Annotated in this window: 19 protein-coding genes and 3 pseudogenes; 13 read left to right on the forward strand and 9 right to left on the reverse strand. The window is 64.9% G+C overall.

The genetic code is table 11. The annotated features are described in order from the left end of the window. Window positions 1-27 precede the first annotated feature (27 nt). Window positions 28-1,005, forward strand: coding sequence for an aldo/keto reductase (locus tag ACZY0R_RS38730; RefSeq protein ID WP_488866524.1), 978 nt, complete (start codon window positions 28-30; stop codon window positions 1,003-1,005). Between the two features lie 116 nt (window positions 1,006-1,121). Next, the gene (locus tag ACZY0R_RS38735; protein ID WP_488866526.1) at window positions 1,122-1,880 is read left to right on the forward strand and encodes an IclR family transcriptional regulator; all 759 of its coding nucleotides are present in this window, start codon (window positions 1,122-1,124) and stop codon (window positions 1,878-1,880) included. 31 nt (window positions 1,881-1,911) lie between these two features. On the opposite strand, the gene ACZY0R_RS38740 is transcribed toward ACZY0R_RS38735, so the two are convergent. Together ACZY0R_RS38740 and ACZY0R_RS38745 are read right to left on the reverse strand one after the other, a co-directional pair. Continuing rightward, complete coding sequence (locus tag ACZY0R_RS38740) at window positions 1,912-2,898, reverse strand: MBL fold metallo-hydrolase (RefSeq protein WP_488866528.1); 987 nt, start codon at window positions 2,896-2,898, stop codon at window positions 1,912-1,914. Continuing rightward, entirely contained in the window at window positions 2,895-3,878 is a 984-nt protein-coding gene (locus ACZY0R_RS38745; protein ID WP_488866530.1) for a tripartite tricarboxylate transporter substrate-binding protein, read from the reverse strand. The genes ACZY0R_RS38740 and ACZY0R_RS38745 overlap by 4 nt, the downstream gene beginning before the upstream one ends. A 293-nt stretch (window positions 3,879-4,171) precedes the next feature. Between ACZY0R_RS38745 and ACZY0R_RS38750 the strand changes: the two genes are divergently transcribed. Further along, window positions 4,172-4,306, forward strand: coding sequence for a hypothetical protein (locus ACZY0R_RS38750; protein ID WP_488866532.1), 135 nt, complete (start codon window positions 4,172-4,174; stop codon window positions 4,304-4,306). Window positions 4,307-4,690: 384 nt separating this feature from the next. Here the strand turns inward: ACZY0R_RS38750 and ACZY0R_RS38755 are convergent. Next, window positions 4,691-5,098, reverse strand: a pseudogene (locus ACZY0R_RS38755) (transposase); the annotation flags it as partial. A 370-nt stretch (window positions 5,099-5,468) separates the two neighbouring features. Between ACZY0R_RS38755 and ACZY0R_RS38760 the strand changes: the two are divergent. Then, window positions 5,469-8,147, forward strand: a complete 2,679-nt coding sequence (locus ACZY0R_RS38760) for a tannase/feruloyl esterase family alpha/beta hydrolase (protein WP_488867298.1) — start codon at window positions 5,469-5,471, stop codon at window positions 8,145-8,147. A 30-nt stretch (window positions 8,148-8,177) separates the two neighbouring features. Here ACZY0R_RS38760 and ACZY0R_RS38765 read toward each other — a convergent pair whose 3' ends face one another. After that, the gene (locus ACZY0R_RS38765) at window positions 8,178-9,122 is read right to left on the reverse strand and encodes a LysR family transcriptional regulator (RefSeq protein ID WP_488866534.1); all 945 of its coding nucleotides are present in this window, start codon (window positions 9,120-9,122) and stop codon (window positions 8,178-8,180) included. 172 nt (window positions 9,123-9,294) lie between these two features. Here ACZY0R_RS38765 and ACZY0R_RS38770 point away from each other — a divergent pair, with 172 nt between their 5' ends. The 3 genes from ACZY0R_RS38770 (at window position 9,295) to ACZY0R_RS38780 (ending at window position 12,908) form a co-directional block, all read left to right on the forward strand. Then, on the forward strand, window positions 9,295-10,440 hold the full coding sequence (locus ACZY0R_RS38770; protein WP_488866536.1) for a hypothetical protein: 1,146 nt from the start codon (window positions 9,295-9,297) through the stop codon (window positions 10,438-10,440). A 308-nt stretch (window positions 10,441-10,748) separates the two neighbouring features. Then, complete coding sequence (locus ACZY0R_RS38775; protein WP_488866538.1) at window positions 10,749-11,693, forward strand: Bug family tripartite tricarboxylate transporter substrate binding protein; 945 nt, start codon at window positions 10,749-10,751, stop codon at window positions 11,691-11,693. Window positions 11,694-12,320: 627 nt separating this feature from the next. Further along, a complete protein-coding gene (locus ACZY0R_RS38780; RefSeq protein ID WP_488866540.1) occupies window positions 12,321-12,908 on the forward strand; it encodes an oxidoreductase in 588 nt (195 codons plus the stop codon). Between the two features lie 16 nt (window positions 12,909-12,924). Here the strand turns inward: ACZY0R_RS38780 and ACZY0R_RS38785 are convergent, their stop codons facing one another. Next, window positions 12,925-13,839 (reverse strand): LysR family transcriptional regulator, encoded by a 915-nt coding sequence (locus ACZY0R_RS38785; RefSeq protein WP_488866542.1) that lies wholly within the window; start codon window positions 13,837-13,839, stop codon window positions 12,925-12,927. 130 nt (window positions 13,840-13,969) lie between these two features. On the opposite strand from ACZY0R_RS38785, the gene ACZY0R_RS38790 reads away from it, so the two are divergent. The 3 genes from ACZY0R_RS38790 to ACZY0R_RS38800 all read left to right on the forward strand — a co-directional run bounded on the left by ACZY0R_RS38790 (window position 13,970) and on the right by ACZY0R_RS38800 (window position 16,080). Next, window positions 13,970-15,235 carry a serine hydrolase domain-containing protein gene (locus ACZY0R_RS38790; protein ID WP_488866544.1) on the forward strand — a complete coding sequence of 422 codons (1,266 nt, stop codon included), beginning with the start codon at window positions 13,970-13,972 and terminating at the stop codon, window positions 15,233-15,235. A 166-nt stretch (window positions 15,236-15,401) separates the two neighbouring features. Next, complete coding sequence (locus ACZY0R_RS38795) at window positions 15,402-15,527, forward strand: hypothetical protein (RefSeq protein WP_488866546.1); 126 nt, start codon at window positions 15,402-15,404, stop codon at window positions 15,525-15,527. A 43-nt stretch (window positions 15,528-15,570) separates the two neighbouring features. Next, a complete protein-coding gene (locus ACZY0R_RS38800) occupies window positions 15,571-16,080 on the forward strand; it encodes a hypothetical protein (protein WP_488866548.1) in 510 nt (169 codons plus the stop codon). 308 nt (window positions 16,081-16,388) lie between these two features. Here the strand turns inward: ACZY0R_RS38800 and ACZY0R_RS38805 are convergent, their stop codons facing one another. Then, on the reverse strand, window positions 16,389-17,036 hold the full coding sequence (locus tag ACZY0R_RS38805; RefSeq protein WP_488866550.1) for a Rossmann-fold NAD(P)-binding domain-containing protein: 648 nt from the start codon (window positions 17,034-17,036) through the stop codon (window positions 16,389-16,391). Window positions 17,037-17,689: 653 nt separating this feature from the next. On the opposite strand from ACZY0R_RS38805, the pseudogene ACZY0R_RS38810 reads away from it, so the two are divergent. Further along, a pseudogene (locus ACZY0R_RS38810) lies at window positions 17,690-17,853 on the forward strand (IS5/IS1182 family transposase); the annotation flags it as partial. Window positions 17,854-18,041: 188 nt separating this feature from the next. After that, a complete protein-coding gene (locus tag ACZY0R_RS38815; protein ID WP_488857140.1) occupies window positions 18,042-19,127 on the forward strand; it encodes an IS630 family transposase in 1,086 nt (361 codons plus the stop codon). 47 nt (window positions 19,128-19,174) lie between these two features. Here the strand turns inward: ACZY0R_RS38815 and ACZY0R_RS38820 are convergent, their stop codons facing one another. Beyond that, on the reverse strand, window positions 19,175-20,194 hold the full coding sequence (locus ACZY0R_RS38820; protein ID WP_488866552.1) for a zinc-dependent alcohol dehydrogenase family protein: 1,020 nt from the start codon (window positions 20,192-20,194) through the stop codon (window positions 19,175-19,177). Between the two features lie 521 nt (window positions 20,195-20,715). On the opposite strand from ACZY0R_RS38820, the pseudogene ACZY0R_RS38825 reads away from it, so the two are divergent. Further along, window positions 20,716-21,078, forward strand: a pseudogene (locus ACZY0R_RS38825) (helix-turn-helix domain-containing protein); the annotation flags it as partial. On the opposite strand, the gene ACZY0R_RS38830 reads toward ACZY0R_RS38825, so the two are convergent. Next, on the reverse strand, window positions 20,999-21,979 hold the full coding sequence (locus ACZY0R_RS38830) for an amidohydrolase family protein (protein WP_488866554.1): 981 nt from the start codon (window positions 21,977-21,979) through the stop codon (window positions 20,999-21,001). The pseudogene ACZY0R_RS38825 and the gene ACZY0R_RS38830 sit on opposite strands and share 80 nt — an antisense overlap. A 60-nt stretch (window positions 21,980-22,039) precedes the next feature. Further along, window positions 22,040-22,969, reverse strand: a complete 930-nt coding sequence (locus ACZY0R_RS38835; protein ID WP_488866556.1) for an MBL fold metallo-hydrolase — start codon at window positions 22,967-22,969, stop codon at window positions 22,040-22,042.

The following is a 22,969-nucleotide window of genomic DNA, read 5'->3' on the forward strand; positions in this document are numbered from 1 at the left end:
TTTTTCCCCAACCACAAGGAGACTCGAATGAACGCGACACGACACGACCAGGCAATCGCCCTCGGCACCATGGCCATGACGGGCTGCTACGGCTCGGTCACACGCTCGGACGCCATTGCCACAATCCGCGCCTTCCTCGACGCCGGCCAGACTTGGGTCGACACAGCCGATCTCTATGCCGATGGCGACAACGAGGTGCTGGTCGGTGAAGCCATCCGCGGCCGCCGCCAGGACGTGCAGGTCTGCACCAAGGTCGGCTTTACGTTCGGTGTGCGCTCCGATGAGCGCGGCCTCGATGCACGTCCAGAGCGCATCGAAGCCGCATGCGACGCAAGCCTGCGGCGCATGGGCATCGACCACATTGACCTGTACTACCTGCACCGCATCGACCCCAATGTCCCCGTGGCCGACACCGTGGGCGCGATGAAACGCCTGGTGGAGAAAGGCAAGGTGCGCGAGCTTGGCCTCTGTGAGGTCAGCCGCCAATCACTGTGCAGTGCGCTGGCGGTGCACCCGATCTCGGCTGTTCAGGCAGAATACTCGCTTTGGAGCCGCGATCCCGAGTACGACACGCTGGCCGCCTGCCGCGAGTACGGCATCCGATTCTTCGGCTATGCGCCGCTGGGTCGCGGCTTCCTCACGGGCCAGATTAAGACGCCCGCCGACATCCCCGACGGCGACCAGCGCAAGGAATACCCGCGCTTCATGGGCGAAAACTTCATGAAGAACCTCGCGCTGGTCGAGGAAGTTCGCGCGCAAGCGCGTGCACTCGGTGCCTCGCCGGCGCAGCTTGCGATCGCCTGGATCCTGCGCACGCACCAAGTCGTGCCGATCGTGGGGGCCACCACCGCGGCGCAAATCCAGGAAAACCTGGAAGCGCTTAAGCTCGAGTTGAGCGACGATCTGCTGCAGGCACTGGAGCGGATCCTGCCCGCGGGCGAGCGCTATCCCGACTCGGCTATGAAGCGGCTCGATCCCTCACTGCGTCCTGCGGCCCTTGCTTGAGCCGGGGCCCACCGCGCGCGGCATCTTGAATGCTATGCTTACGTGATGCCATGCCCGACGCCGCGCACCCCATGAGCCGCCCTCCCCACTCGCCGCGGAATGCCGAAGGAGCGGCCGTGCCCGCCCTCAAGCGGCAGCAGCAGAACAACCGTTCGCTCGAGCGCGGCCTGCAACTGCTACGCGCCTTCGGCCCGGGCGTAACCACGCTGAGTAACAGCGAGCTGGCCGAACGCACCTGCCTACCGCGATCCACCGTAAGCCGGCTCACGCAGACGCTGGTGCAGGAGCGATTCCTCGACTATCTGCCCGACGCCGGCGTTTACCGACTCGGCCCACCGCTGTTGAGCCTCGGGCTCGCGATGCAGCAGAGCTCCGAGGTCTTCCACTTCGCGCAGCCGCTGATGCGCAGCGTGGCCGAAGGGCGGCGCATCAACGTCGGGCTCGCGTTGCGCGATGGCACCAACATGGTCTACCTCGGCTCGATCCGAAAGAGCCGTAGCGAGGTGTTCCGGCACGTCACCACTGGCTCTCGCATCCCAATGGCGCTGACAGCGCTAGGACGTGCCCACCTTTCCACACTCGGTGCCGCCGAACTCGCGACCACCTTGCGTGCGCTGCAGGCCAAGCACTCGGCCCAGTGGTCCGCGCTCAAGTGCGAGATCCAGACCGCAATCGCGATGTGTCATACCAAGGGTTATTGCAGCGCGACTTGGCAGACCGGCATCGTCTCGGTTGCCGCGCCGCTGCGCGGATATGCGGGCCATGCCTTCAATGTCTCAGTGCTGATCGGTGGCCCGCCGCTGGCCGACCTGGTCGAAGAACTCGCGCGAACGCTGCACCAACTCATGACGCAGGTCAACGCGGTGTTGAAGTAGCCGTACTGCCCGGCGCCGCTCAGCAAGCCGTTCAGGGCACCGTGTCGTAGGCGAGCGGCAACCAGCGGAAGCCCGTGCGCTCTGCACGCAGGTAGCCCAAACCCGGGAATGCGAGGTGTGAGCCGCCGATGAGCACGCCCGAACGCGCAGCTTGCTCGAAAATGCGCTGCCGCACAGTGGCCGCGCCGACCAGGTCGCTGTCGGCGCGAAATCCCGTCTTGGGCCGTGCGAACTGCACCACGCCCATGTGTACCAGGTCACCCCAGAGCATCAATTGCCTGCCCTGCGACGACACCCGGTAGCCGGTGTGCCCTGGCGAATGGCCCGACAACGCGATGGCGCGGATGCCGGGCAGTAACTCGGTCTCGCCGTCGAAGAGTGCGAGGCGGTTGGCTTGGGCATAGGGCCTCAGAGCGTCCTGTGCACTCTTGAAAAAGGACCGCATCGCCTGCGGCGCGGCATCGCGATTTTCTGCCGACAGCCAGTAACCCGCCTCGACGCGACTCGCATGCACCGTGGCATTGGGAAAGACTCGGCGGCCGTCGAAAGTCACGAGCCCGCCGACGTGATCGACGTGCATGTGGGTCAGCAGGATCTCGCCGACCTGCTCGGTCCGGTAGCCCGCAGCCTGCAGGTTTGCGACCAAGTGCCCTAGCCCGGCGCCAAACATGTTGCCACCGCCCGTGTCCACAAGCACGAGCCGGGAACCGGTGTCAATCAGGAATGCGTTGAACGAGGTCATCACCTCATCGGGTTCGCCGCCGCGGGCCAGCAAAGTGCTGATGCTCTCCTCGTCAATATTGCGCAACGTGGCCTTGGCAGACATCGTGCGAGCGCCGTCAAATAGCACCGTGACCTGGAAGTCGCCGAGCCTGAGCCGGTAGTAGCCGGGGGCCTGCGGTGCATCGGCCGCGTCTGTGCCCACGGCGGTCAGCAGCGTGCCGACGCAGAGGCAGGCACTAAGGCCAATGCAGCGCATCCGGCGTCCGACCATGAGAAGAAGAGCCGGCGCATTCATTCGAGGTGGATGTTGGCTTTGCGGACCAGCGCGCCGTAACTCGCCACCTCGCGGGCGATATGTTCGCTCGCCTCCATCTCCTCCTTGAGGATCGGCGCGACGCCCGCGTCGACGAGCTTCCTGCGAAGATCGGCGTCCTTCATGGCCTCGCGCATGAGCGCCGTGAGCCTCTGCATCACCGGGTCGGGTGTGTGGGCGGGCGCAGCCAGACCGAGCCAGGTGGTCGCCTCGTAGCCCTTTGACACCTCGGCGACCGCAGGCACGTCCGGCAACTGGGCCGAGCGCTTCGCGGTGGTCACCGCGAGCGCGCGCAGCTTGCCCGCCGCGATCTGCTGCGCCACTGAGGACTGGCCAGCGATGACCATCTCGATCTGCCCTCCAAGGGTGTCGGTCACAGCCGGCGCCGCACCGCGATAGGGAACGTGAAGCATGTCGATGCCCACGTGGTACTTGAACATCTCAGCCGCGAGGTGCGCACCTGTGCCAGAACCGGGCGAACCGTAGCTGAGCTTCGCAGGATTGGCTTTAGCATAGGAAATCAACTCGGCAAGCGTCTTCGCGGGCACGCGCTGTGGATTAACCGCAATCACAGAAGGCATCTCGGCGAACATTGCGACTTCCCGAAAGCTCTTGACAGAATCGAAAGGCACGCTCTTGTAGAGCACCTGCGAGATTGGTACCGCGCTGGAGGTCACTAGCAGCGTGTAGCCATCAGCCGGAGCGCGCGCGACCTCCCCGGCGCCCACTGTGCCGCCCGCACCCGCTTTGTTGTCGACGACGAACTGCTGCCCCGACACTCGAGCCAGCGTGGCCGCCAGCAGGCGTGCCGGCCCGTCGAGCGTGCCGCCCACAGGGAAAGGCACGACCACTCGCACCGGGCGGTTTGGGAACGACTGCTGTTGCGCCTGTGCCGTTGCCACCGCACCCGCGCAGGCGATGGCGGTCAGCCAAAGGCCCAGTGTTTTGTGGGTCGAATTCATCCTTCTTGTCTCCAACTCTGGATTTTCTTTTGAATGAATGAACGGACGAGAGCCTTGCTAGCGGGCAAGCCAGGCGCAGCGCTGCTCATATTTGCAGGTTCACGGTAAATGTGAGTGCCATGGCGGCAAGCCCCATCAGCCCCTGGCACGCGAGTGCCAGGACGGCGCGTGCGCGCTACGCAAAGCGGTCGTCGATGTGCATCCTTATCATTGCCGACGATATGCGGCCGTGGACAGAAGCATAACGACTCAGACGACGACAGACACCTCCTTAATTCCATTTAATGGAATTTATGGCCAACACTCCGACGACCACGAAGGAAGCGAACCACAAGCCCCGCGCATTCATCGCCGCCCGCGGGCGCTCGCATGCTCTGGCGAAGGCGTTGAATGCGTTCAATGACGCCTGCAACTTCGAACGCCCCTGACACAGCCGTTGGCCCGGTTATCGATCAGCGCCAGCTCGATAGGCTGGAGACCATGTGTTGAGAATCGGTATTTCCGCTTCTATGAAGTCAAGTAGCGATGAGGCTCCTGAGTAAGGATTCAGGTCATAAGTATTCCCCCAGCTCGGAGCCACGGTCTGGACTTGATGTGAGGGAGGCGGTCATTGCGCAAGTGAGACATCGACGTCTCACCAACTTCTATCCGCCGGAGTTGTACCTGCCTCATCCTTTATGCGCGCGGCGCCAGATAGCGCGATCCGGAAGATGTGCCCCATCTAATGTTCGATTGCGTTCAGCAACCCAGCGGAATTGCGGGCACAGCTCACCTCAACCCTTTGAACCTCAAGCGAGATGCCATTTTCGGCTTCATGCCGGTTTGAACTGGGCTCCCTCGGGAATGATGCCCTCCTTCAGGTAACGCCACAGTGCGATTACCAGGCGCCTGGCGAGCGCGACGATGGCAATGCGGTGGGCACGGCGATTCGGCCCGGTGCTTTGGGTGCGCTCGTTGAACCATCGTGCGACCGCACTGCCCGCCTGGTATCGCAGCCAGCCCCATGCCATCTCGATGAGTTGGACGCGCACTTGTCGGTTACCTTGTTTGCTAATGCCCTGGTCGACCCAGCTCTGGCCACTGTCGTAGGGCTGGGGCACGAGTCCTACGCACGCGCCGAGTTGGCGGCGGTTGCCGAACTGCCGCCAGAACAACTCGAGCGTGAGGCGGGATGCACCGATGTCGCCGACGCCTTTCAGGCGCTTGAGCCAGGTGGCCCGCTACATAGGATCTAGGAATCCCGGGGGCTCCTCACCCGAGTGGGGATTTCACGCAACTCGGTTTCACCAAGGTGCTGTTTCCCGACCGGCCTCCCAATAGCGACGACTGATCGCTTTGCCTGGCGCGCTACGGCGCCGTCTCGCCGCCGCACTCTCTTGCTGTCTCCCATTGTTTTGTTGCGACGCCGGGTCAGGGCAAGGGCCGGCGCTCATCCGCTTTACGATTCAGTAGCCCGGCGTCGCCATATGTTTTAAATATGCCTTTAGCTTAATTTATATATTTTACCTGCATATTCCACGGTGCTACCGTCTCGCTCCACATCCCGGGCCCTTGCTACCGGGAGAGATGGAGGAGACAAGAAAGATGAAGATGGATCGTTCCAGCCGCGCGATAGCGTGGTCCCTGATGGTGGCCGCCATGGCGGCGAGCCTGGCGCTCGGTGGCTGCGGCGGCGATGACCAGGCCGGCCCGGCCACCCCCGCCGCGCCGGGTGGCACGGCCGGCGCCTCGCCCGCCTCGCCCGGCGCTCCGGCGCTATCAGCACAGGACGCCTGCATGGTACTCGCCGGCGACGGCCTGCCGGCATCGGCCCTCGCGGTGCCCAGCGGCGGCGTAAAGGTGGATTCGGCCACGCTGGTGATGGCCGACGCCGCCGGCAATACCCTGGGCGAATACTGCGCGGTGCGCGGCGCGATCCTGCCCGTGGACGCCAGTGCGCCCAATATCAACTTTGCGCTCAACCTGCCCACGCAGTGGAACGGTCGCGCCATCCAATTCGGCGGCGGGGGCTTCGACGGCAAGCTGATCGACGGCACCGAGGCTGTGCGTTTCTCGCTGCCCGACGATCCGGCGCCGCTGGCGCGCGGTTATGCCACCTGGGGTGACGATTCCGGCCACCAGAGTGCCAGCATCACTGACGGCAGCTTCGGCACCAATGACGAGGCGCTGGCCAACTATGGCGGCGACACGCTCAAGAAGACCCACGATGCCGCGCTGGCGCTGCTCAGGCAGCGCTACGGCAAGGCCCCGGACCGTGCCTATTTCCTCGGCACTTCGACGGGCGGGCGCGATGCGCTGAGTTATATCCAGCGCTGGCCTGCCGACTACGACGGCGTGATCGCCAACGAGCCCGCGCTCAACTACACTGGCACGCGCCTGTCGAACGTGGCGGTGGGCCGCGCGCTCTATCGCAACGGCGGAGCCGGCTGGCTCAATATCAACAAGACCCTGCTGGTACAAAGCGCGGCCATGACCGCCTGCGACAAGCTCGACGGCGCGGCCGATCAGGTCGTCAGCAATGTGGAGGGCTGCCGGGTCGGCAACCTGCAGGTGCTGGCGAGCCTGCGCTGCCCAGGCGGTACCGATGCGGGCGATACCTGCCTGTCCGATGCGCAGATCGACACGGTCAAGACCATCGAAGCGCCGCTGCAGCTCGGCTACGCGCTCGCCAACGGCGTGACCGTGGCAGGCGGCTACAACCTGCTCGAAGGCGCGCTGGTGGCGGGCCCGTTCACCACCCGCGACCTCGGCACGCGGCCCGTGCCGGGCAATCCGGCCACCACAGCCGATGCCAACATGTACCTGACCGGCGACCAGTGGGCCAAGTACTTCGTCACCCGCAACGCCGGCCTCGACTCGCTCACCTTCGACCCTGTCGCTCCGGGCCCCTATACCGCGCGCGTGCAGCAGGTCTCGGCATTGACCGACGCCACCAATCCGGACCTGTCGGCCTTCCTCCGCCATGGCGGCCGGCTGATCCTCTTGCACGGCCTGGCCGACGAGGTGATCAGCCCGAACTCCACCATTGCCTGGTACCAGGCCGTAACGGGCCGGGTCGGGCAGGCTGCGGTGGACCAGGGCATCCGCTTCTACACCGTGCCCGGCATGGGCCACGGCACCGGCAGCTTCCTGCCGGCGTGGAATTCGCTGACCGCGCTGGAGAACTGGGTGGAGCAGGGCGTAGCGCCGGGTACCCGCACTATCATGGATACCAATGCCCGGACCTATGGCCGCACCCGGCCGCTGTGCCAGTATCCGTCGTGGCCCAGGTACAAGGGTTCGGGCAGCCTGGATGCCGCCATCAACTACAGTTGCGCGGGCGCCAGCGGGCCGCCCCAGTCGTGCCTGAACCTCCCCGCGGCAGCTACCAGCTACAAGGGCGGCAATCTGCTCGGCGAGGAAGTCACGGTGCGGCTCGACCCGGCCACGCTCGACTACACCGTGACCATCGACGCCAGCCTGCAGCGGGCCACCGGCGCGGTACGCAGCGGCAGGCTGGTGGCCCAGGGCGGCTGTACCTTCGCCAGCGGCGAAAACGGCGCGCTGTTCACGTTGACAGGCGGCGGTGTCATGCTGGGCGGGGTGGCCAATGCGTCCGGCGCCGGCTTTGCGCCGCTGCTGGCATTCCAGAGCGTCAGCAGCGACTACAAGGCGGTGGCGGATATCTACAACGTCAACGGTATCCAGTACACGGTGGCAGGCGGTGCCCCCAGCATGGTGAACGGCTCGGCGCGGTTGCGCTCGTCGGCTGCTACCTGGCAGACCTGCCAGGACCCGGTCACCGGCGGCTTTATCACGTATGACGCGGCCTGCACGGCGACCACCAAGGGCTATATCGCCTGGAACAGCGCGCGCAATGCCTTCGATTACTTCGTGGGCGGATCGCCTACCACGGGTGGCGGCACGCTGAGCGGTTCGCTGGTGAGCGGCATGGTCAACGGCAAGCCGGTACCGCTGGTACTGACGCGCGCGGCCACCACCTATGGCATGCAGCTCTACGCGCCGCAGCCGGCCAGTCTGCCACTGGCAGCGGGCGCCGCCGATGGCAGCTACCGCGTGAGCGTCAGCGACGGCACGCAGCTCAACGCCGACTTGGCGGGGCTGGCGATCACCCGCGGCAGCGCCAGCGGCACGCTGACGTACAACCAGCCGGTGCTGGGCGTGATCGGCGCCGCCGGCGGCGTTACCAGGGCCTATACGGTCAGTGGCGGTGTCCTGTCCGGCACCGGCGCGGGCAGCGGCATTTTCGAACTCGGTCTGCTGTATTGACGCCTGCCGTGCGCGGCGGCGAGCCCGGATTCACTGGCTCGCCGCCGCTTTGCCTTGCCGGCGATGGCGTGCTGCAATCCGGTGCGTCAGCGCGACCAGCGCCGCGCAGGCGGGGTTATCGTCCCGCTCCCTGCAGGCCAGGGTCAGCGGGGCGCGCAGCCGGTCGGCTTCCAGCATGCGGCGATAGGCAACGCCATGTGGGTTGAGGCCTGCCATCGAGGCCGGCACCACGCTCACGCCGGCGCCGGCGGCCACCAGGTTGAGGTTGCTCAGCATGCGGTCGACTTCCGCACCCACGCGAGGCGTGAAGCCCAACTGCTCGCAGACGTTCAGCAGATCGCCGTACATGCCTGGCGCCCCCGGCCGTCGCACCAGGATGAAGTCGTCATCGGCCAGCGCGCGCAGCGAGACTGGATCCTGCGCAGAAGCGCCGCGCTTGCGCAGCAGCGGATGGTCCAACGGCAGGGCGATCACCATTTCCTCCTCTAGCAGCAGGTCGAAGCGCAGGCCTTCAGGGCGGCCCACCGGGGCGCGCAGTAGTGCGACATCTAACCTGCCCGCGGTGAGTTGCTCGCCGACTTCGGCGGCATTGCTCTCGTTGAGCTTGAGCGCGATACCAGGGAATTGGCGGCGGCAGGCGCGCAGAACTTCGGGCGTCAGCTTGTGCGCCGCGGCGGAACTGGTGAAGCCCACCGACAGCGTGCCTTCCTCGCCTCGCGCCATCCGGTGCATGCGCTGGCGCATCCGTTCCAGGCGGGCGAAGATGTCCTGCGCGTCCACGCGCAGTGCACGGCCGGCGGCGGTGAGTTCAACACCGCGCGGCTGGCGTTCGAACAGGATCACGCCGAGTTCGGTTTCCAGTGCTTTTAGCTGCTGCGACAACGGTGGCTGCTGGATGCCGAGTTGCTCGGCAGCGCGCGTGACGTGACCGGTTTCGGCTACCGCGAGGAAGTAGCGAAGGTGTCTCAGTTCCATGGTGTCTTTCCGGAGATGCGCGGCGGCGGGAGGCATATTTTTTCGATATGCATTTCTACTACGGCATATATTTTACATCCAGCTGGTGGCGGCCTAGCATGGTGCGACTTTACAAACGAGTATTGGCGCGGCGCGCCGAGTGTTGCGCCGCATCGGCATCAGGAGACCGGACATGAAGATATTTAGCGTTGCGCGCTGCGCGTCGATCGCGCTGATTGCGCTGGCAGCCGCCGCGCAGTGCGGCTGCGTGGCGCCCGGCGTGGACAATGCCGCTGCGCAGGCCAAACCGGCAGCGGCGGCAGCGCCACAAGCGGCCGCCCCGCAATGGCAGCGCGTACAGCTCGGCGCGGGCGCGCAGGCCTACGATTTCCCGGTCTATGCCAACCATCCGCTGGACGGCGACCTGCAAGGCATCCGCGAGGTGATCTTTGTGCAACACGGGATACAGCGCAACGGCGATGATTATTTTGCTGCTGGTGCGGACCTGCTTAAGCAAGCCGGGCGCAATCCCGCCGAGGTACTGCTGCTCGCGCCCAATTTCCCCGGCACGCCGGACGCCGCCAAGGGCAAGGTCTTCGACCGTATGCCGATGTGGAGCGTACAGGGCTGGATGGGCGGCGATGATGCGGTCAACCCGCCGTACTCGGTCAGCTCGCTGCAGGTGCTGGACAATCTCGTCGGCATGGTGACCGACAAGCGCCGCTTTCCCGCGGTGACCCGTGTGACGATCGCCGGCCATTCGGGCGGCGCGCAGCTGGTGCACCGGTATGCCGTGCTGAACAACGTCGACGAACGCATTCGCGCGGGCGGCATCGACCTGCGCTACGTGGTGGCGAATCCTTCGTCGTATCTCTATTTCACGCCGGAGCGTCCGCGCGGCAAGGGCTTCGCACCGTATGACACGGCCATTTGCGCGGACTACGACAAATATCGCTACGGCATGCGCGACATGGTGCCCTATGCGCGCGGCGCGACGGGCGACGCGCTATTCCGCCGCTATCTCCAGCGCCAGGTGACTTACCTGGTGGGGGCGGAAGACAACGACCCCAACCATAGCGTGCTCGATAAGGCTTGCGGTGCCGAAGCCGAAGGGCCGACGCGGCTGGAGCGCGCGCGCAGCTACCTGCGCTACGAGCGCTATCTTGCCGCGCCGCTGGGCAGCCAGCACCCGCCGATCCGCCGCCAGGCCTTCGAGGTGGTCGGCGTTGGCCACAACCAGGGGCGCATGCTCGGCTCGCAATGCGGGGCCAAGGCGGTATTCGGGATGGAGGAGAGGGCCAATGCGGATGGCGCGGCTTGCCGCGCGCCCCAGCTATGACGCGGCGGGCGAGGGCCAGGGCGCTTCCGTAGCCGGGTTTGCCTGGGCACCCTGACGACTCGTGGGCCGGCCGCGCCAGCGGTGCTAGCATGGCGGATCCCGCCGGATACTTCGGTGCGGCGAGACCACGCTGCCGCGTTCCGGCACAGACTGAATGTCCGGGTCGCACTAACCATCCCTTCGTCATGCGTTTTTCCAAGGCCCACAGTTCCGCCCGCCCGCCGTGGCATTCGGACTCCTTAGTCCCGTCCCCGTCGCACTCCCTGCCCCCGGACGCACCCGCTTCATGGCCCAAGCGCCGCCAGCTGGTGCGGTTAGGCGTCCTGGCGGCGCTGGGCGCGGGCTGGCGCGCGGCGCATGCCGCGGAGCCTGCGTGCCGCTTGCTGGTGGGCTACGGCGCGGGCGGCGGCGCCGATCATGTGGCGCGGCTGGTGGCCGATAGCCTTAGCGTGGATGGCTGCCTTACCATCGTTGAAAACCGGCCGGGCGCGGCGGGCCAGGTGGCGTTGCAGGAAGCGGTGCGCGCGCCGGCCCAGCGGCGCACGCTGCTGCTCGGTACGGTCGGCTCGATCAGCATCGCTCCGCAGCTGGCGCCGCAGTCGATCGCGGCGGACCCGCTGCTGCCGCTTGCCATCGTCGCCTGCACGCCGCACGTATTGCTGGTGTCGGCATCGGCCGCTACCGCTGGCCTGCGTTTGCCGGACCTGCTGGCCGACGCACGCCGGCGTCCTGGGCGGCTCGGCTACGCCTCACTCGGCGTGGGTTCGAGCGCGCACCTGGTGGGCGAGTTGCTATGCCGCCAGGCGAGCGTGGAAATGGCCCATATTCCATATCCCGGCAGCGCGCGCGCCATGATCGACCTGCAGGGCGGCCATGTATCGGTGCTGGTCAGTACGCTGCAGGCGGCGTTGCCGTTGATGCGCCAGGGCAGGCTGCACGCACTGGCCGTGACCGGCAGCACGCGTAGCGCGCTGGCGCCCGCGGTTGCGACGTTCGAGGAATTCGGGATTGCTGGCATGGACCAGCAGGCCTGGTACGGCGTGCTGGCACCGGCGAGCTGGGCGCAAGCGCAGCGCACGGCGCTGGCCGGGCGGCTTGGCCGCTTGCTGGCGGGGCAGATGCTGCGCCAGCGCCTGCACGCCGATGGCGCGGAGCCGGTTGCCCTGATCGGGGCAGCCGCGCAGGATTTCCTGGCGCGGCAGCGCGACGTGTGGAATCGGGCCATCGCACTGGTGGGCGCGCGACTCCGTTGACGCGCGCTTGTTTAAAAACTCAAGGATGAGCGACTCTGCGTAGCAGCAGTCCGCCGATTGCGTATAGACCATGGCCTCAGCACATCAGGACACCGGTAGTCCCTGACAAGGCCACGCCAACGACTCATCCAGGCGAAGGCACGAACCACCACCCAGCGCCAGGGGTAACACCGCGAATTGAGCAATGGGGACTACTCTGTCACGGTCACAGGAAGCTACTCTCTGCCGGTCGAAAGAGTCGGCCAAATCATAGTGAGGAATTCCTGTGCCCCGCGCGGGCAGGTCGCCGGCGTATTCATCCATCTAGGAAGAGGAATGCACGGAGCGTTGAAGGATTACGGCATGTAATTTGACATTGCCACAGCGTGTCTTGCCGTGACCTCTGCGGCACTGTAGCTGGCCTCTTCCCGCTGTCGGGCGCAGCGGACGTCGAGCGGGCCTCGAACACGGCGCTGTGGGCCCTGGAGGGCGCGTGGGGAACCATGTCACCCACGCACCGGGGGCGCCTGATGATGTGCTGGGCAGACTTGGTCGCAATGGCGTTCAATTCGCCGTTCGGCGGCATGAAGGACCGCGGTATCGGACGTCAGAACGGCATGGAATCCGTTCCACGGCGGCGCGCCGCCGGTGGCGCCCTCGGCGGTGCCGTTCGAAGGCGCGATCTGGAAGGTGGACCCGGCCACGGGCGCAGGCGCGATGGTGGCCTGCCCGACGCCGCGCGCGCTTACGCGCGAGGAGATCAAGGCCATCATCGTCGAGGATTTCCGCCGCGCGGCGCGCCATGCAATCGAGGTCGGCTTCCACGGCGTCGAGGTTTACGGCGCCAACGGCTATCTCGTCGACCAATTCCTGCGCACAACTGCCAACGTACGCACCGACGAATACGGCGGCTTCGCCTACCTGCACCTGGTCGAAGCCGACTGGGACGACGCGCCGCAGTTCACCGAGGCATTCCGGCAGGCGATCCGCCAGCGCTTCACCAACCCGATCATCGTGGCCGGCAAGTACGACCAGGCGCGCGCCGCATGGGTGCTGGACAAGGGCTACGCCGACCTGGTCGCATTCGGCCGCCCCTTCGTCACCAACCCCGACCTGCCCCGCCGCTTGGCCAAAGGCCTCCCGCTCGCCGCGCTCGATGCCGGCTCGCTGTTCGGCGGCACGGAGCATGGCTACACCGACTATCCCGCCGCCGAGGAAGTTGCCGCGCAGGAGTAAGCGCTGATGCGTGCGCTCATGGCAGCCTCCAGGGCGGGTTCGCGCCGAACGCGCCGACCAGGAAATCGGTCATCGCGCGCACCTTGGCCGGCGGCGCGCGATCCGCGGAGCGGACCAGGTGGATGCCACCGAGGTCCGCGCTGTCGGCATCGAGCCCGACGCGCTCCAGCTCGCCTCGCCGGATCGCATCCGCTACGATGAACTCGGGTTCATAGAGCACACCGAGGCCGGCCGACGCGGCGGCGACGAGCGCATCGCCATTGTTGGTGCGCAGCGTGCCGCTCACGCCCACCCGCCTTTCCCCATCCTTGCCGTAGCGCCATTCCCCGGGGCGGGACAGGTTCGACAGCGCGAAGCTCAGGCAATTGTGCGCCGCCAGGTCCTGCCACCGCGCGGGACGCCCGCGCCGGCGCCAGTAGGCGGGCGCCGCACAGACGATCATCGCGCTGTCGGCGAGCTTGCGGGAAACGAGGCGGCTGTCCTTCAGCGGGCCCACCCGGATGGTCAGGTCCCAGCCCTCTTCCATCAGGTCGACCACGCGGTCGTTCAGGCCGAGATCCACCGTCACGGCCGGATGGCTCTCGCTGAACGCCGGTATCAGCGGGGCGACATAGCGCACGCCAAACGACAACGGCACGTTGAGCCGGAGCAGTCCGGTCGCCTCCACGCGCTGCGAGGCGATCGCCGCCTCCACCTCCGCTAGCTCGGGCAGGAGCCTGGCGCATGCCTCCAGGTACTGCTGGCCGGCCTCGGTCAGGGTGAGCCTGCGCGTACTGCGATGGAACAGCCGCACGCCCAGCCGCCCCTCCAGCGCGTCAACGTGCTTGGCCGCCATCGCCGGCGACAAGCCCAGCTGGCGGGCCGCTGCCGACAGGCTTCCCGCCTGCGCCGAGCGAGCGAACACCTGCATGCCTGTAATGCGATCGAGCATGACAATCTCACACTGTCTGTAGAAACTGTATCGAACGGAAAGCCGATTATCACCCATGGAGATAAGCCCTACATTGTGTCCGATCTTCCACGTTGGTATCGCGATGTCGCACACAGGCAAACCACCGGCCATGAAAAACGCCTCCTCCACGAAGCAAGCGGCCCCCGTCCGCGCACGGCGCGCGTTTCTCGTCACCGCGGCCATGAGCGGACTGTCCGTCGCAATCGGGTCGCCCACCGCCGCGGCCGCGCCTGCCGCGAGCGGCGCCGGCTGGAGCCGCGCCGCGGCGCTGGACGCCGTGATCCGCGCGGCGGTGGACAGCGGCCGGATCGTCGGCGCGACCGTCATCGCCGCGCAGGGCGGCGAGATCGTCTACCAGCGCGCCGCCGGCTTCGCCGACCGCGAAAGCCGGCGCCTGATGGCGCTGGACGAAGTCTTCCGGCTGGCTTCGATGACCAAGCCCATCGTCTGCGTAGTGGCGCTGGCGCTAGCCGACCGCGGCCTGCTGCAGCTGGACGACGCCGTCACCCGCTGGCTGCCTGGCTTCCGGCCGCGGCTGACCGACGGGAGCGAGCCGGTCATCACCGTGCGACACCTGCTCACGCACACAGCGGGCCTCGGCTACGGCTTCCTCGAGCCGCGCGACGGCTCCTACCACCGGCTCGGCGTGTCCGACGGCCTGAATGCATCGGGCCTGACGCTGGAGCAGAACCTGCAGCGCATCGCCGCCGCGCCGCTGCTCTTCGCGCCCGGCACGGGCTGGCACTATTCCGTCGCCATCGACGTGCTGGGCGCCATCGTCGCGCAGGCCGCCGGCATGCCGCTGCCCGACGCCGTGCGGCGCATCGTGACAGCCCCGCTGGGAATGTCCAGCGTCGCGTTCACCGCGCCCGCCGTCCTCGCCACGCCTTACGGCGACGCCGTGCCGCTGCCCGTGCGCATGACCGAGCCGTTCTCGCTCGCCTTCGGAGCCAGCGCGATCGACTACTCGCCCGCGCGCGCCTTCGATGCCGCCGCGTTTCCCTCGGGCGGCGTCGGCATGGTGGGCACCGCCCGCGACTACCTGCGCTTCGCCGAGGCGATGCGCACCGGCGGCGCGGGCATCCTCCGCCCCGAGACCGTGGCCGCGATGACCACCAACGCCATCGGCGACCTGCCCGCCGGCGCCGCGGGGCCGGGCTTCGGCTGGGGGCTTGGCGTGGCGGTGCTCAAAGACCCGGTGGCCGCAGCGCTGCCGATGGCGGCCGGCGCCTGGCACTGGGCCGGCGTGTATGGCACGAACTTCTGGGTAGATCCAGCCAGGCAGCTATCAGTGGTCGCCCTGACCAACACCGCGGTCGCCGGCATGACCGGCAGCTTTCCGCTGGCGCTGCGCCAGGCGGTCTACGCACGATGACAACGTTCCCCGCGCGGCATGCCGGCAGCCGCCTTCGGCAAGCCGGCCCGCGCACCGACACCGAGGAGAACCCATCAAAGCATATCAACTGCAGGCAGGCGCGGGCATTGCCGGGCTGCAACCCATCGAGCACGCCAGCACCGAGGCGGCCCCCCACGAGATCCGTGTGCGGATCGACGCCGCCGCCCTGAACCACCGGGACCTCGGCTTCGCGCGCGGCCAGTTCCCCAACCCGTCGGCCGGCCCGATCGTTCCGCTGGTCGCCGTGTGCGGAGAAGTCGCCGCCGAATAGCCCGGATGCCCTCGCCTCCCTGGCGCCGGAACTGACCTACTACGTGACAGGGTTCTCCAAGTGTTTTGGAGCAGGCCTGCGCATCGCATTTATCAATGGTCCAACCCTGCAGCAGGCCCAACGGCTGCCAGGCACGCTGCGCACCACCACAGTCATGGCAAGCCCCATCAGCACGTTACTGGCCATCGCGTGGATCAAAGACGGTACTGTCGACGACATGCTCAGGGCACTGCGGGCCGAGAACGCTGAAAGACAGGTCACGGCGCGCAGCGTAATAGGCGACCGCCCCTACGAGGCCGCCCCCTATGACTTTCAACCTGTAGCTGCCAACTCCGGAGGCCAGCGCGTGGAGTCCGTCCGAACTAGCCCTCCGCCTGCGCTCGTGCGGCTACGCGCGGTGTCGAGCGCGGCGTTCTCCGCCGACGGCAACCCGTCGAACGCCATACGGATATGCCTTGGCCGCCCGCACGATCGCGACGAGACTGAGGATTCCATGCAAATCGTGATCGACACGCAGTACGATCCGCATCATCTGCATTCGGCGATGCTCTAGCTAGGCGCCGCTTGTCATGCTTTAGACTGCGGGCGCGGCCAGAGCGAAGACCGCATCAGCAGGTTAGCCTCACGCATGACGATATCTCGCAGAACTCGCACCACGGCACGCGGATCGCTCGTGCGCCAGTGAAAGCAATAGTTGAGGTTGTACGGTGCTGGATCGCCGATCAGCTCCACCAACCGCCCTGCGTCGACAAACGGTGCGATTTAAGCCGCGGCGGGCTGATCCCCACGCCCGCCATCACCAGGGTGATCAACGCCGACAGGCTGTGCATTGGATGGACGGCCATGTTGTGGCCCGGTGCGCTACCCCGCTGTTCTGTCGACAATGTTCCTAGACGTCAGCCTTCGGACGCCTTTGCTCTGCGCAAAAACCGCCTCCAAAAGCACGTCTGCGATCGTCGAGGCTGGGTTGATCCAAAGCCCCTTGGGCAGGATCGGTTGAAGCAGACGAGCTATCGGAAGTACCAGTCGCTCGGCCAATCGAAACTCCTCTCGAAAGCCGCCGATCATGCCCGGACGTACAATCGTCACGTACGGGAACCCAACCTCAGCAATGTCTCTCTCTAGCTCCGCTTTGGTTCTTGAATAGAAAAGCGGAATTGAGAACGACGCGCCCGGAGAAGATACCAGGGCGATCGCCTTGGCCCCATCGTCATAGGCACGTCGCGCGAACCGCATGGGCAACACGTAATCTGCGTGCCGAAATGCCTCTCGCGATCCGGCTTTTGCAATTGTTGTCCCTATGGCACATACGATGGAGTCGACCCAGTGCCAGGACATATTGGTGAGCAGAACTTCAAGTTCCGACGCGACTGGGTTGACCAGCTTGGCATGCGCCGTGAGTGGACGGCGCGTTGGTGCCAGTACGAGATCAATACGAGGATCCTTCAGGGCTGCCTGCAGTACGTGGCGCCCCACAAGACCAGTACTACCTAGAACTAGTAGTCTCATATCGACACCTCGCTGCTGCTATCATGCTTTCCCTCATCGGGCCCAAACGACGGCCGTGACCTCCGGCGCAGGCCTATTATGGTTATGGAATAGAAGGACTCCGTAGAACCAGCCACCGGCAAAGCAGTGGGCCTCAAAGCAAAAGCTCTTTCCAACACTTTCTCCGTGTCCTTTTTACAACGTGCATGATATGGCTCGGGTCATTATCCATAAGGGAAAGCACTGCGAGCAGATCGCGTTGGGCTTGCACCACTTCTCAGGATCCCCAAGCCCTCTGGGGTGCGAATTCCCTTGTCCGCAGGTTTCAGGCGCGATCGAGCAGCACCAACTATGCCAATCCAGCGGTACCGGGCGTACTGTTGACGATAGCCCCCACGACATCGACTTCCCATTCGCGCGAGAGCTGGCTGATCCAGCACAATTGCTCTGTCAGCTCATTAAAGAAACCGGTATGACAAAGCAAGTGCAGATATCTATTTAATAAAGAGTTTCATGCCACGTATCTCCGGACCTCGTGACGACAGTAGCGAGGAGTCGAACGATCCGAAAACATCGTTGGTTGCGACACTTCCTAGGCGAGATCGGCTAGCACACACTGAACCTGTATGGCAGACGACTTTCTTCCGTAAGAAAGCGCGACGTCTCGATCGCTCCACCATTCCGAGACGGATCCCGATGCTCGGCTGTTCCGAAAAGGCAAGACTGCAGCGTGCTGCGCTACATGGGACACACCCTGAGCGATAACCGTCATGGCCTGATGGCCAGCGCCATGGTGACAGTCGCCGGTGGTTGCGCAGAACGCGAAGCCGCCATGGTGGGAGCCTTACGCACTGCCGTTGTATCGAGTGCTGGCCGGTGACTATGCTATTGCGACCCTTAGCGCAGCAACATGGTTCGGCCATACGCATGCATAACTGGCTAGCTAGTGTCCTGCGTCAGAAATTCATTGCATTATTGACACTACGTAGTAGTCTGCGTTGAAGGCACGCAAACGGCGAGGCGGTGATGAGAGGAAGACCAAAGGCGGAACTTGTGTTGAGTGCGGTCGAACGTGAGCAACTCAAGGCGCTGACGATGCGGCGCAAGACGGCACAGGCGTTGGCCTTACGCGCGCGCATTGTGCTGGCTAGCGCTGAAGGCTTGGACAACAAGACCGTCGCGGCAAGGCAGCGTGTCACTCAGCAAACCGTATCGAAATGGCGTGCGCGCTACGTGGCACATCGGCTCGATGGACTGCTCGATGCACCGCGACCAGGGGCACCGAGGACCATCGGTGATGCACAGGTGGATGCGATTATTGCCCAGACGCTCGAATCCGTGCCAGCCGGCGCCACCCACTGGAGCACGCGGAGTATGGCTCGCGCGGCGAATCTATCGCCGTCGACCGTGACGCGTATCTGGCGTGCCTTTGGACTGCAGCCTCATCGACAGGAGACCTTCAAGCTCTCCACCGACCCATTGTTCGTGGAGAAGGTGCGCGATATCGTGGGGTTGTACCTCGACCCACCGCTCAAGGCCATGGTGTTGTGCGTTGACGAGAAGAGCCAGATCCAAGCACTGGACCGTACGCAGCCCATCTTGCCGCTGGCGCCAGGCCTCCCCGAGCGACGCACGCACGACTACATGCGCCATGGCACGACAACGTTGTTCGCTGCGCTGGACATTGCCACAGGAGAAGTTATCGGTGAATTGCATCGCAGGCATCGCAGCAGTGAATTCCTGCAGTTTCTACGCACGATCGAAGCCAACGTGCCACCCACGCTCGATGTGCATCTCGTCATGGACAACTACGGCACGCACAAGACGCCGTCGATCAAGGCTTGGTTCGCTCGCCATCCGCGCTTCCATGTTCATTTCACACCGACCTCTGCCTCATGGATCAATCAGGTGGAGCGCTGGTTTGCGACCATCACTGAACAATACATTCGCCGCGGCACGCATCGCTCAACCCGACAACTTGAGCAAGCCATCCGCCAATACCTTGACCTGAACAACGCCAACCCCAAGCCTTTCGTGTGGACGAAGTCTGCCGATGACATCTTCGCCAGCATCAAGCGATTTTGTCTACGAATTTCTGGCGCAGGACACTAGCGCGCTGCGCTGAGTCAACCGAGCCGTAGCATCGGACTGTGATCGCGCTATGCATGGACACGAATGACAACTTTGCCAAGGTGCTTCCCGGATGCGAGATACTCGTAAGCGGCTTCCGCCTCGTCGAATGGGAAAACCTTGTCGATGGTGGGCGCAATCTTGTTTACTTCGACAAAGCGAACGAGTTGTTCGAGCATGGCCCGGCTACCCGTCGTCACGCCGACCAGTCGCTTGGCACCGCCGATAAGCATGCCTGGCTCGAGCAAGACGCCACCGCCCCCACTGACCCTCCCGATCACGACCACGATGCCACCGGGACCGGTGGCTTTGAGCGAACGCGCCAACGTGCCTTCACCTCCAACTTCGACCACGAGATCGACCCCGGTGCCTCCCGTGAGCTGCAAGACTTGATCCTGCCATTCCGGTGTGGTCCGGTAATTGATGGTCGCATTCGCGCCCAGCGAGCGCACGCGTTCGAGTTTCTCATCTTGAGACGACATTGCGATCGTGAAGAGGCCCGCCGCCTTGGCAAGTTGCAGCGCCCAGAGCGAGACCCCGCCGGTGCCAATCAAAAGCACGCTGGCCCCCGGCTTGGCCGCGCCGGCGACGAACAGTGCATTCCATGCCGTCAGCCCTGCACACGGCAAGGTGGCCGCCGACGCGGCATCCAGGCCGCGTGGTGCTAGAACGAAAGCCTCTTCACTGGCCACGAACTCTTCGGCAAGAGTACCGTCAAGTTGGGCTCCGAAGGAGCTGTCCGTCTTGCTAGCCGACTGGGCACCATCAAGCCAGCGCGGGTAGTAGTTAGTGATGACACGGTCACCCGTTTTGAAGCGGGTGACGGCCTGCCCAACGGCGATGACTTCCCCACATCCATCGACGAGCGGGACGATCGGATAGCTGGGCGGGTTATAAAACTGCCCCTGCGCGAAACTGAGGTCGCGGTGGTTCAGTGCTGCAGCCTCAATGCGCACAAGGACTTCGTTGGCATTGGGCTGGCGGCTGGGACCCTCGACAAGTTCGAGTCCAGCAATACCGGCACCTGCTTTGAGTTGATAAGCCTTCATCGGGATTTCTCCAAAATGTATGTGAAAGCAGAGTCAATCGAAACGTCTAACCGCTTTGAAGCGCACGAAGCGCGGATGTCTGAGTCATTCCGGCTTACCGCAAGGACGAGCCAGCTGACATGAACCACGCAACATACTCGGCGGGGTCCAGTATCCAGCGCCGGGGTGCGGTTCCATCTGGGCCTTGCCTTGGATTTTGTCGTTGCGGCATCCCATGCCGGCCCCATCAATGCGGCCACTCCAGCGAATGAGCCCATCACGAGGAACTCTCGCGAAGATGGTTTCGTACTACCCTCAGCCCTTGCGATGGTGATCTCATTGCGGATTCCCAATCGGCATAGGCCACATATTTTGAACAGTAGAACTTACAGCTTCATCGTACGGGTGATAATCACCCGTCTGTTCGATACAGTTTCCAGTGATAGTGAGAAATATCCGGGCTTGATCGCATTTCGGGAAGGCGCCTATTTTTTAGTGCCGCCCACGTGTGAAGCCTATCGGAGGAGCCCCGGCAACTCGAGCTCTCGCCGGCCATAGCGGACAAACTTGTGGATGCGCTGGAGGAACGCGTGGGGGCGCGGCTATTTCATCGAAGTACGTGCAGGCTCACCCTTACCGAAGCCGGGCACCCATTCCGTGGAGTTGTCGAAGAACTCCACCGCCATGGCACGCGTCAACTCCCTTGCAAACGGAAGTGGCGCAACTACCTTTCGCTTTTACCTACGTGGTTCGCACGGCCAAAAGCGAGAGCGACGCGCCCGAGGTGGGCGCATTGGCACAGCGTCTCCCCGTTGACGTGCCTAGCTAGGTGCTCAGACGAGGGAACAGCCGCCGCACATTTTCACGCGCGATGGCAACATGCTCCTCCGCCGTCAAGCCGCTGAGGCTGCGGAAATTCGCGATGTTTCCCGCCACGTTCGCCGCCGACTGGAATGGGAAGTCGGTGCCGAAAAGGATATGCGAAACCGGCGCGAGTGTGCGCAGGCTGTCGAACGTCGGCTGGTTGGCCGACATGGCGAGGTCGTAGTACAGATTCCGGAACTCGTTGAGTACCGCCTCGCCGCTCTTTGGTGCCGGTTTCATGACCGGCATCGGGGCAAGCAGCGCGATCCGATGCGCGATGGACGGCAGCACGCCGCCCGCATGCGGCAGGATGAACTTCAGGTTGGGGCAGCGGCGCAGCGTGTCGGAGAACACCAGGTCGATGACCGTGCGCGCGGTGTCGCACGGGAACTCGAACAGCGGTGCCGGGCGACCCAGCCCGACCGCTTCGAGGCACTGCGGCGCCGTGGGGTGGAGGAAGATCGTGGCGTGGCGCTCGTCGAGCGCGTCGAAGATAGGGACGAGTTCCGGATTCCCCAGGTATTTGCCGTCTGTGTTGGTCTCGATGACAACACCGTCGAGGCCGAGTTCACCGAAGGCATGGTCGATTTCCTTCAGCGAGGCGTCGACGTGCGGCAGCGGCAGCGTGGCGAAGCCGCCGAAGCGCCCCGAATGCGTACGCATGGTCTCGGCAATGTCTTCGTTGATGCGACGCGCCAGGCGCGCGCGCGCGCCGGCATCGCGCAAGAAGCCGACGCTTGGCGACGACACCGACAGCATCATGGTGTCGATGCCGCCCGCGTCCATGACGTCGATGGCGGATTGCGCGGACCACGCGGGAATCGGGTAGCCGCCGTCCAGCGAGACTAGGCCCGCATCGACGAGGGCTTGGCGGTACGCGGGGGGCAGGCAGTGCGCGTGGACGTCGATGAGGCCACAGGTGCAGCGATAGGGTTGGGTCATGTCGGTAACCTTTGAGCGAGAGGCGGCAATGGCCGCAGGCGATCGGTGCGGGATGCGCGGCTACGACAGCGCATCGGGCGCCTCTAGTTCAAGCCGGGTGGGCATCCAGTCGTAGCCGTCCGCGTTGCGGCGTAAGTGCCCGCGCCCCGGGAACGGGAAATGGTACGAGAGAATCTCCATGTTCTCGCTGCAGGCCCAGTCCAGCACGCGCAGCCGCGACACCGCGGCGGCGGCGGCGTCGGAGTCGAACTTGAAGGCCCAGTTCGGCCGCTTGAGGAGCAGGATCTGGTGATGGCAGAGATCGCCCCAGTTGAGCAGCGCCCTGCCCTGGCTCGCAATCCGGTAGACCATGTGCCCCGGGCTGTGGCCTGGCGTCAGGTGGGCGGTAATACCTGGCACCACCTCGTCGCCGTCCTCGAGAAACGTGATGACGTCGCGATAGGCCAGGATGTTTAGGTGCGCGCCGCGGAAATGGTCCTTCATGTGCTCCGACATCGTGGCCCGGATATTACCGAGATCGGTCCAGTACTCCATGTCGGTGCGGTTGATGCAGACGCACGCGTTCGGGTAGAGCTTGTTGCCGTCGTCGTCAACCAGTCCCCAGCAGTGGTCGGGGTGCGCGTGCGTGAGCGCGATCACGTCGATCTGTTCCGGCGCGATGCCGGCCTGGCGCATGCTGGCAAGCGCGCGGCCGGTCAGTTTGCCGAAGGTCTTGATGCCGAGTTCGGCGTTGATGCCGACCCCGGTGTCGAACAGCACCAGATGCGTGCCGGTGTTGACGATCAGCAGGTTCTGGTCGAGCTCGATGGTCTCGGTCGGCAGGCAGGCATCGGCCAGCAGCTGGTCGATCTCCTGCGGGTCGGCTCGCGGAAACGTGTCGCGCGGCGGACCCATGTGCAGCAGGCCATCGGTCACCACGGTGCATTCGAAGTCGCCATGCCGGAAGCGCGTCCAGCCGGGCTGTTGGTTGCATTGGATCGGTGCGCTCAT

The organism is Cupriavidus sp. F041 (genome assembly GCF_057814235.1).

Bases quoted from the DNA above. Each gene is read 5' to 3' on its own strand.
- ACZY0R_RS38730 (WP_488866524.1), top strand. From the start codon at position 28: ATGAACGCGACACGACACGACCAGGCAATCGCCCTCGGCACCATGGCC.
- ACZY0R_RS38740 (WP_488866528.1), bottom strand. From the start codon at position 2,898: ATGAATGCGCCGGCTCTTCTTCTCATGGTCGGACGCCGGATGCGCTGC.
- ACZY0R_RS38745 (WP_488866530.1), bottom strand. From the start codon at position 3,878: ATGAATTCGACCCACAAAACACTGGGCCTTTGGCTGACCGCCATCGCC.
- ACZY0R_RS38750 (WP_488866532.1), top strand. From the start codon at position 4,172: ATGGCCAACACTCCGACGACCACGAAGGAAGCGAACCACAAGCCCCGC.
- ACZY0R_RS38760 (WP_488867298.1), top strand. From the start codon at position 5,469: ATGGATCGTTCCAGCCGCGCGATAGCGTGGTCCCTGATGGTGGCCGCC.
- ACZY0R_RS38765 (WP_488866534.1), bottom strand. From the start codon at position 9,122: ATGGAACTGAGACACCTTCGCTACTTCCTCGCGGTAGCCGAAACCGGT.
- ACZY0R_RS38770 (WP_488866536.1), top strand. From the start codon at position 9,295: ATGAAGATATTTAGCGTTGCGCGCTGCGCGTCGATCGCGCTGATTGCG.
- ACZY0R_RS38785 (WP_488866542.1), bottom strand. From the start codon at position 13,839: ATGCTCGATCGCATTACAGGCATGCAGGTGTTCGCTCGCTCGGCGCAG.
- ACZY0R_RS38790 (WP_488866544.1), top strand. From the start codon at position 13,970: ATGAAAAACGCCTCCTCCACGAAGCAAGCGGCCCCCGTCCGCGCACGG.
- ACZY0R_RS38805 (WP_488866550.1), bottom strand. From the start codon at position 17,036: ATGAGACTACTAGTTCTAGGTAGTACTGGTCTTGTGGGGCGCCACGTA.
- ACZY0R_RS38815 (WP_488857140.1), top strand. From the start codon at position 18,042: ATGAGAGGAAGACCAAAGGCGGAACTTGTGTTGAGTGCGGTCGAACGT.
- ACZY0R_RS38820 (WP_488866552.1), bottom strand. From the start codon at position 20,194: ATGAAGGCTTATCAACTCAAAGCAGGTGCCGGTATTGCTGGACTCGAA.
- ACZY0R_RS38830 (WP_488866554.1), bottom strand. From the start codon at position 21,979: ATGACCCAACCCTATCGCTGCACCTGTGGCCTCATCGACGTCCACGCG.
- ACZY0R_RS38835 (WP_488866556.1), bottom strand. From the start codon at position 22,969: ATGAGCGCACCGATCCAATGCAACCAACAGCCCGGCTGGACGCGCTTC.